This is a genomic window from Priestia sp. BR_2, from assembly GCF_041954005.1.
GTDB lineage: Bacteria > Bacillota > Bacilli > Paenibacillales > Paenibacillaceae > Paenibacillus_AQ > Paenibacillus_AQ lautus_A.
Genome location: NZ_JAVFHM010000312.1, coordinates 266,216 through 273,621, shown reverse-complemented (window position 1 = coordinate 273,621; position 7,406 = coordinate 266,216). Strand labels below are relative to the sequence as shown.

Here is a 7,406-nt window from a genome sequence, read left to right as displayed (position 1 = left end):
GTACCAAGTATCCGACCGCGCAGGACCTGATTGAATTGATTCAATCGAAGAAGGTAGGAGACAAAATCACGTTGAATGTGGTGCGTAACGGCAAGAACATGGACTTAGCGCTGACGATCGGCGACAAGAACGATTTTGATCTAACCCAACAACAGCAGCAACAGCAACAGCAGCCGTAACCCTGGATAGGCGTGACAACAAGCGGAAGGGACCGTTCCCTTCCGCTTGTCTTGTCCTTGAAGCGACCGATATAATGGGATTGTAACGTCGTACTAAATATAACGCTAAGAATATAGAGGAGATGCCGCTATGCGATCCCGGATATTGATTGTAGATGATGATGAGAAGATTATTTCCATGCTGCGCAGAGGGCTTGCGTTTGAGGGCTATGACGTCCTGACCGCATCCAACGGAGCAGAAGGATTGAAAGTGATATTGAGCGAGGACCCGGATGTCGTCGTTCTGGACGTGATGATGCCTCAGGTCGATGGATTTGAAGCGCTGCGCAGACTCCGGGAGGGCGGAAGCACGATACCGGTGCTGATGCTGACGGCAAAGGATGAAGTGGAGAACCGGGTAAAGGGGCTGGATACCGGAGCGGATGATTATCTGGTCAAACCCTTTGCGCTGGAGGAACTGCTTGCCCGCGTCCGGGCTTTGCTGCGCCGTAAAACCGGAGATGATACTTCTAACCACCGACTGACCTTCGAGGATCTCGTGATGGATACGGATGCGAGGGAAGTCATTCGCGGCGGGCAGAGACTGGAGCTCACTGCCAAGGAATTCGAGCTGCTGCACCTGTTTATGCAAAACCCGAAGCGGGTGCTGTCCCGCGATTTGATTATGGATAAAATATGGGGCTATGACTACAGCGGGGAGTCGAACGTGCTGGAGGTTTATATCGCCATGCTCCGGCAGAAGACCGAGGAACATGGAGGTAAACGGCTGATCCAGACGATCCGCGGAGCCGGCTATATTTTAAGAGGAGATAACTAGCATGTCCATTCGGTTAAGACTGACAGCATGGTATACCGGCATTTTGTTCGTGACACTGCTGATATTCAGCTCGGCGGTATATGGGTTTGTCCATTTGTATACGTATGAGGAGTTAAAGCAGCGGATTGAGCAGCAAGCTGATAAAATTGGCTTCGATCCAAGCGCATGGGATGTTCAACTCAACCGTTCTTCGGTAAATAGGCTGGAGGATGCTGATCTCTATTGGCAAAACTATACCTTTTATAACGGTAAGCTTATACAGTCCGAAAATATGGCCATAAATAACTTGCAATTTGATTTACCTTCTGTAGAAAAAGCGTTGAAAACAAATAAACCTGTATTTAAAAGGGTTAGCGTAAACGGTAACTCGTTTCTCGTATACGAAGCCCCTGTATCTGAACAAGTTTCACGTAAGCTAGTGGGATGGCTACAAGTTGGTGCAAACACACGCACCATCGAGCAAACCCTGGACCGGCTTCAATCCATCCTCATCATGGGCTCGGCAGCGACACTCGTGATCGCTTCAACCCTAGGATTGTTCCTAGCCCGGAAATCCATGAAACCGATCGGCAAGGTCACGGAGGCAGCGGAGCAGATCCAAAAAGGCACCGACCTTAGCGTACGGATCGAATACGACGGGCCTCAGGACGAGATCGGTCAGTTAATCGGCACGTTTAACGGGATGCTTGAGAGGACGGAGAGCTTCTATAAAGAGCTTGAGGATGCCTATGCGGCCCAGCGGCGCTTCGTATCTGACGCTTCCCATGAACTTCGGACCCCGCTGACCACCATCCGGGGGAATGTGGATCTTCTGCAGAAGATGTGGACGGTTGCTCCCGGCGAGAGAGCGGATATGGACGAGGAAATGATCAAACAGATCTCGGTCGAAGCGGTAGGCGATATATCCGATGAAGCGAAGCGGATGAGCCGGCTGGTGAACGATATGCTGTCCTTGGCGCGGGCCGATACCGGCCAGACGTTTGAGCTGGACCCGGTGCCGCTCCAGCCGTTGGTTGAAGAGGTTGCACGGCGCGCTCATTTCCTGGAGAAAACCGCAGAATGGCATGTCGGAGAGCTGTCTGTCCTGAACGGTGTTTATGTGGAAGGAAATAAGGATTATTTACAGCAGATGCTGTTCATTTTTATCGAGAATGCGTTCAAGTACACGCCTGAGGGTGAGGTTAGTCTGGATGTTGTTCTATACAAAGGTCAGGTAGGCTTGCGGATTTCGGATACGGGAATCGGTATGGATAAGGATGAGGTTCCGTTCATATTCGAACGATTCTACCGTGCGGATCAGTCGAGAGGCATCACGAGCGGAACCGGACTCGGGCTGTCCATCGCCAAATGGATCATCGATGAGCATAAGGGCTCTGTCGAGGTCGTTACCCGAAGAGGGGAAGGCAGCACCTTTATCGTCTGGCTCCCCGTCGTCTTTGCTCCTCCCCTGGAATAGGGTATAATAGACTAGATCGCTTATGTATTACTACGGAAAGCAGGTGGGGATCATCGAAGTCTTGAAAATATCACCGAGAGGTTATTGTTACGGTGTCGTCGACGCCATGGTCTTGGCGCGTCAGGCGGCGCAGAATCTGGACCTTCCTCGGCCTATTTATATATTGGGCATGATTGTGCATAACAGCCATGTCACGCAATCCTTTGAGGACGAAGGCATCATTACCCTGGACGGTCCGAATCGGATGGAAATCCTGAGCCAGGTGGAGAGCGGGACCGTTATTTTTACCGCACACGGGGTCTCTCCCGAAGTACGCAAGCTTGCGCGGGATAAAGGGCTGACCACGCTCGACGCCACTTGCCCGGATGTGACGAAAACCCATGATCTGATCCGGGATAAGGCAGCCGACGGATATGAGATCATTTACATCGGGAAGAAGGGGCATCCCGAGCCGGAAGGGGCGATCGGGATCGCACCGGAACACGTGCATCTGATCGAGAAGGAAGAAGAAATTGAACAGCTTCAGGTAAAAACATCCCGAATCATCATCACGAACCAGACCACGATGAGTCAATGGGACATCAAGCATATCATGAAGAGCTTGCTCGATAAATTCCCGGGAGCGGAGATTCATAATGAAATTTGTCTTGCAACGCAGGTGCGTCAGGAAGCGGTAGCCGAACAAGCCGGTCAGGCGGATTTAGTGATCGTGGTAGGAGATCCTCGCAGCAATAACTCGAACCGTCTTGCTCAGGTATCCGAAGAGATAGCAGGAGTACCGGCCCACCGTATTGGCGATGTGACCGAACTCAAACGCGAATGGCTTGAAGGAGTAGGCAAAGTGGCAGTTACATCAGGGGCATCAACACCGACTCCGATCACGAAGGAAGTCATCGCCTATTTGGAACAGTATGAACATGATCAGCCGGAAACTTGGGAGATCAAGCGTACGGTGAATATGAGTAAATTGCTTCCGCCTGTTCGGGTGAAGAGCAAATCATAGTTAATGCCATCACAAGCTTATTTTTCAGACCCATCGCAATGATGTTTGCGGTGGGTCTTTTTAACGTTTATGGAAAAGAATCGCACCCAGCGTTTCACCCTCGCAAATATTCCATGCCGTGTAAGCGTTTCATTCTCGATTGAATACTATCATTTTTCGTTGAATAGGCAAATGTTTATATTCGATCGTTTATTCTACAATGTTAGACATCAGGTAAACTTCATGGCATAGAACACACGGGGGGTTGGACATGGCGCAAATATCCGTAGAACAGGAACCTGTTCCGAAACGGAAGAAGGAAAGCTTATTGCTTCGCTTTGCTAAACAATGGGATATACAGTTAATGGTGCTTCCTGCACTGGCACTCGTTTTTGTGTTTAGCTACATACCGATGTACGGTATTTTAATGGCTTTCCAAGACTTTAACATTTTCAAGGGGATGGGCGACAGCCCGTGGGCCGGATTCAAGCATTTCGAAATGTTTTTTGAATCGCCGGAATTCATGACGGTCATGAGAAACACGATCGTCATCAGTTTGCTCAAGTTTCTTATTGGATTTCCGGCACCGATTCTGCTGGCGCTTATGCTGAACGAAGTTCGGCATATGTTCTTCAAGAGACTGGTGCAAACGGTCAGTTATCTTCCGCACTTTCTGTCCTGGGTTATCGTCTCAGGCTTTGCGATTTCGCTCTTGTCAACGGATAACGGCAGCGTGAACATTTTGCTGCAGAAGCTGAATTTGATCGAAGAGCCGATCAACTTCCTGTCGCTACCGGAATATTTCTGGGGAATTCTCGTAACGACAGGGGTATGGAAAGAGATTGGATTCTCCTCCATCGTATACTTGGCGGCGGTTGCCGGGGTTGACCCGCACATGTATGAAGCGGCTGACATGGATGGCGCAAGCAAATTCAGGCAGATCTTCACGATTACGCTTCCATCGATCATGCCGGTCGTCGTTATTTTCATGATTCTTGCCATTGGTAACTTGCTGACTGCAGGCTTCGAAGACATCTTGCTCTTGGCTAAGAACCCGGTATTGCGAGAGGTATCCGACGTTATCGACACATATGTCTATCGAATAGGTATCGAAAACTCCCGATTCTCATATGCAACGGCCGTAGGCTTGTTTAAAGCGGTGATCAGCGTCATGCTTCTGACGATTGCCAACTTGATTGCACGCAAATCAGGAAACAGCTTATGGTAAGAGATCATTATGAGGAAGGGAGCGGGTAATAGTGGTACGTCTAGCATTTGGCGACAAAGTGATGATGGTCATCATTTATATCTTCTTGGCATTCTTGGCCTTTGTAACGTTTTATCCGTTTTGGAACGGACTAGTCATTTCATTTAACTCAGGTTCAGATACGGCAATGGGGGGCGTTACCTTCTGGCCCCGTGATTTTACGCTTGAGAATTACGGCATCGTGTTTCAGGATAACCGGTTGCTGAATGGTTTCAAGATTTCGGTGCTTCGTACCGTGATCGGAACGATTTCCTCCATACTGGTAACCTCCATTTTCGCTTACGGGATGACCAAGCGGGAGTTGATCGGCCGCAAATACTACATGATTATGTGTATCGTTACGATGTATTTCGGCGGCGGCTTGATCCCGACGTTCATGCTCGTTCGCGGTTTGGGGCTGATGGATTCCTTCTGGGTGTTCATTATCCCGAGTTTGGTAAGCGTGTGGAATATGATCATCTTCCGGACATTCTTCAACGGCCTCCCAAGCGGTCTTGAAGAGTCCGCCAAAATCGACGGCTGCGGCAACTGGGGCATTTTCTTTAAGATCATTCTGCCTCTGTCCGGTCCGGTCATCGCAACATTATCGTTGTTTACGGCGGTTTCCCATTGGAATGAATGGTTCTTGCCGAGTATCTACATCAATAACGAGAACTTGCTTCCGATTCAGACCATGCTTCGTCAAATATTGAACTCCAATATTATGTCTGAACAGATGAGCAACCTGGATTCCGCTTCGCAGGCGGTGCTCTCCCGGATGCAAAGCGTAACCTCCAAGTCGTTGTCCATGGCAACCATGATGGTGGCAACGCTTCCGATTATTATGGTGTATCCATTCGTACAGAAGCACTTCGTTAAAGGTGTTCTGGTAGGTTCCCTGAAAGAGTAGGGAAAACAAAGCGTGTTGTTTGAAGCCTTAAGCTTTAGACATAAATATCAAGTGTAAAAACGAAAGGGGAAATTAGAGAATGAGGTTGAGAAAGAAATCGCTGACCACGTCCATGACGGCTTTGCTTGCGGCAGCGCTGATGCTTTCTGCATGCGGCGGCGGCGGTGGAAACAAGACTGCGGATCCGGCGCCTGCAGGCGAAAACGGAACCAGCACGCCTCCAACGGAGGCATCCGACAAGTTTGTGCTTGGCGAAACACCGCTTGAGTTCAGTTTCTACGGCCATTATAACGAGTACACCATGCCGCCATGGGGACAAGACGAATCTTCGAAATGGATTAAAGAGAACAAGAAGGTAACCGTCAACGCGATCCATTCGCAAGGTAACGCACAGCAAAAATTCAATACCATGATCGCATCCACGGAGCTTCCGGATGTGATGTGGATGGACCGTGGTCCGGACGTAGAGAAGCTGCGTCAAGCCGATATGCTCGTACCTTTCGATGAATATCTTGATAAATATCCTAACCTGAAAGAGTGGATGGGCGACGAAGGTCTGAACATGCTTCGCTCTCCGGACGGCAAGCTGTATCAGTTCCCGAACTGGTATACGAACCAACCGAACGGTAATGCAGGTTATGTTGTAAACAAGAAGATCTACAAAGAGCTTGGCGAGCCGAAGCTGGAAACGACGGATGATCTGTATGAATACCTGAAAGCCGTCAAAGCGAAATACGGCGATCAAGTGGTTCCTTATGAGCCGCACGTACAAGGTCAAGGTATCGAGGTGCTGTACTCTGCATTCGCAGAAAACGCTCTGACTCGTTGGATCAGCATCCGCGGTGTGCCTAACGGCGATAAGCTGACTTCGATCTTTACGGATCCGATTTTCCGCGAGTCGATGCAGTATTCCGCGAAGCTGTTCCGCGAGAAATTGATTTCTCAGGATGCCATGACCCAAACGGCTGACCAAGTCAAAGAAAAAGTGAACACGGGACGCGTTGCTGTGTATGCCGCTTCGAGCCCGACGGAAAATGCAATGAACGCCCACGCTGAATTGACGGCGAAGGATCCGGAAGCCGGTTACTTCATGATCTGGCCGATTCACAAGGAAGGCCTGGACAAGAACAAGATCTTCCCTGGTACTTATACGCAATTGGGTTGGAACGTAAGCGTCATTACGAAATCCGCTAAAGATCCCGAAGCGATTTTCGCATTCTTGGATTGGTACACTGGTCCTGAAGGCCAAAGCGTTCTCATGTGGGGGCCTCCAGGAGGATATTGGGACGGATTTGAAGAGGATGGCGTAACACCGAAGTTCACCGAGAAATATGTAACGGATGCTGCCGGTCTCGGCAAGCTGCAAGCCATCACAACGAATCTTCACTGGAATGGTAACACCGTGTTTGTTGATACAGCGAAAGCGAAATACGAGAGCACGTTGCCGGAAGAGCAGCGCAACTGGTCGACTCGCTGGCAATATGAAGTCACTTGGAAAACTCAAGCCAATGCTACGGAGTACATTAACCTCGATCCGGCCCCGGACAGCGAGGAAGGAATTATTCGTCAACGCGTAGAAGATATTTTTACGGAATCCAGAGCGAAAGCCCTGTACGCGAAGGATGATGCCGAAGTGTTGGCAATCCTCGACAAGGCTGAAGCCGATGCTCAAGCTGCAGGATACGATAAGCTGCTTGCATTCAAAACAACGAAATGGCAAGAAAACGTTGCTAAAATGAAAGGCCAATAATTAATTTTTGCTTAAACCAAGAAGGGTATGCTGCTTATGCAGTATACCCTTATCGGAATTTATGGG

6 protein-coding genes are annotated in these 7,406 nt (G+C 49.4%); all 6 read left to right on the top strand.

All coding sequences use genetic code 11. The annotated features are described in order from the left end of the window. Positions 1-309: 309 nt before the first annotated feature. The 6 genes from RB298_RS28005 to RB298_RS27980 all read left to right on the top strand — a co-directional run bounded on the left by RB298_RS28005 (position 310) and on the right by RB298_RS27980 (position 7,340). Positions 310-996, top strand: coding sequence for a response regulator transcription factor (locus RB298_RS28005; RefSeq protein ID WP_009594308.1), 687 nt, complete (start codon positions 310-312; stop codon positions 994-996). Between the two features lies 1 nt (position 997). Next, positions 998-2,452 (top strand): sensor histidine kinase, encoded by a 1,455-nt coding sequence (locus RB298_RS28000; protein WP_015737117.1) that lies wholly within the window; start codon positions 998-1,000, stop codon positions 2,450-2,452. A 52-nt stretch (positions 2,453-2,504) separates the two neighbouring features. Continuing rightward, the gene (locus tag RB298_RS27995) at positions 2,505-3,455 is read left to right on the top strand and encodes a 4-hydroxy-3-methylbut-2-enyl diphosphate reductase (protein WP_096776699.1); all 951 of its coding nucleotides are present in this window, start codon (positions 2,505-2,507) and stop codon (positions 3,453-3,455) included. Positions 3,456-3,705: 250 nt separating this feature from the next. Further along, complete coding sequence (locus RB298_RS27990) at positions 3,706-4,662, top strand: ABC transporter permease (protein WP_009594311.1); 957 nt, start codon at positions 3,706-3,708, stop codon at positions 4,660-4,662. A gap of 31 nt (positions 4,663-4,693) precedes the next feature. Next, positions 4,694-5,590 carry a carbohydrate ABC transporter permease gene (locus RB298_RS27985; RefSeq protein ID WP_009594306.1) on the top strand — a complete coding sequence of 299 codons (897 nt, stop codon included), beginning with the start codon at positions 4,694-4,696 and terminating at the stop codon, positions 5,588-5,590. Between the two features lie 79 nt (positions 5,591-5,669). Further along, the gene (locus RB298_RS27980; protein WP_213579614.1) at positions 5,670-7,340 is read left to right on the top strand and encodes an extracellular solute-binding protein; all 1,671 of its coding nucleotides are present in this window, start codon (positions 5,670-5,672) and stop codon (positions 7,338-7,340) included. Positions 7,341-7,406 lie beyond the last annotated feature (66 nt).